General features: G+C 69.3%; 1 protein-coding gene. It reads right to left on the reverse strand.

The annotated features are described in order from the left end of the window. Positions 1-60: 60 nt before the first annotated feature. On the reverse strand, positions 61-1,632 hold the full coding sequence (locus tag ABZ573_RS32480; protein ID WP_358122924.1) for an ISL3 family transposase: 1,572 nt from the start codon (positions 1,630-1,632) through the stop codon (positions 61-63). Between the last annotated feature and the right edge of the window lie 58 nt (positions 1,633-1,690).

The following is a 1,690-nucleotide window of genomic DNA, read 5'->3' on the forward strand; positions in this document are numbered from 1 at the left end:
TGTCGGCTCCGCCTGAAAACTGGCTCTGGCACACTTCCTGTGATTGATCTTGGTGGCGGCTCACGGGTTGGTCAGGACGCGTTTGCGTAGGAGGTCGAGGTTCGCGCGGCCATACATCTGTCGCTTGATCGTCTTGATGCGGTTGACGTGGCCCTCGACGGGGCCTGAGCTCCAGGGCTGGGCGAGGCCGGTGACGACGGCGTCGCGGTCGCTGGCCAGGCCGGCGGCGAAGCCGCGAATTTCGGAGTATCCGGCGTTGCGGGCGCGGTCGATCCAGGCGTCGAGGTGCTGGCCGGTGCCCTGGTGGCGGACCAGTGCGGCGAACCCTCGGGCGAGATCGGCAACGGTGTCGAGGTCTGGGCAGCGGCTGCGGGCGTCGGCGAGGTCGGTGTGGTCGTCGTCGGTGAGTTTGTGGCCGGGTCGCATGATCCAGGCGGTGATCCGCCGGGCCGACGGCACCCGGACTGCGGTCGCAGGTATGGGTCGGGTGCGGTTCGTGGCGAGCCAGTCCCGCAGCACGCGCAGGCTCCCCTGATAGCCCCGGGCCAGGATTTCGGCGTGCAGGTCGGCTGTCTCGTGGACGCCGTCGGTGAGGCGTTGCCGCAGGTAGGGGTGGAACGGTGCGAGGACGCTGGGGCGGCTGCTGGCGTTCGGACCGATCAACGCTTCGGCGGTGGCGGCGTGGGCGTATTTGCGGGCGGTTCTGACGTTCATGTCGAGCCGGCGGGCGGTCGCGCTGATCGACAACCCCTCAGCTTGTAGGGCGTGCACGGCCGCGTGGCGTTGGCGGGTGTTCTCCGCCCGCCGTCCGGTGGATCCCGGCTCGGCTGTGGTTCGCGTCGCCGGGGCCAGTCTCGGATCGGTGTGCTCGCGTAGGCACCGGCGGTGCCCACGGACGACCTTCTCGATGGTGTCGCTGAGGTTCTTCAGCAGGTGCCACCGGTCGGCGACCTGAACCGCGTCGGGTGCGCCTTTGCGGGCGCCGTCGGCGTAGCTGCCACCGCGGTCGCGGCAGATGATCTGGACGCCGGGGTGCTCGCGCAGCCATGCGGCGAGGGTGTCGGCGGTACGGTCAGGCAGGACATCGATGGGCCGGCGGGTGTGCATGTCGAGTAGGACGGTCGCGTATCGGTGCCCTCGGCGGCGGGCGAAGTCGTCGACGCCCAGCACCGTCGGCGTCATTGGCGGCGGGTCAGGCATCCTCCGGATCATCCGGATTAACGTCATCCGCGACACCGACACCGCTAACCGATGCGCCAACCGGGCTCCCGGTCGACCGCCCAACGCCACCGCGACCGCTTCCAGGTCACCCGCCGCCAAGACCGTAAGTCGGGCATACCGGCGGGTCAGCCCGGGCACCTGCTCGACGAACGTCCGCCGCCGACACCCGACGTTCGAGCAGGCGAATCGGCGGACCGTCAACGCGACCAGCACCTCATGGCCACCCAACCTGACATCGGCCAACCGCCGCACATACCGACCATGCACAGTGGTCGACCACGTGCCGCAGGCTACGCAGGCGGCCCGCACCGTCTTCGTCGCCGCGTCGATCCTGACCCCGACGCCGCGGACCACCACCGCTTCCAGCCGCAGGCCAACCAGATGCGGAAGCAACGCCACGATGATCTCCACCCGGGCACCCAACCCGAACCCTCAGTGAGCACGACTCACAAAATGTGTGCCAGAGCCA

This window comes from Micromonospora sp. NPDC007220 (assembly GCF_040634035.1).
GTDB classification, from domain to species: domain Bacteria; phylum Actinomycetota; class Actinomycetes; order Mycobacteriales; family Micromonosporaceae; genus Micromonospora; species Micromonospora reichwaldensis.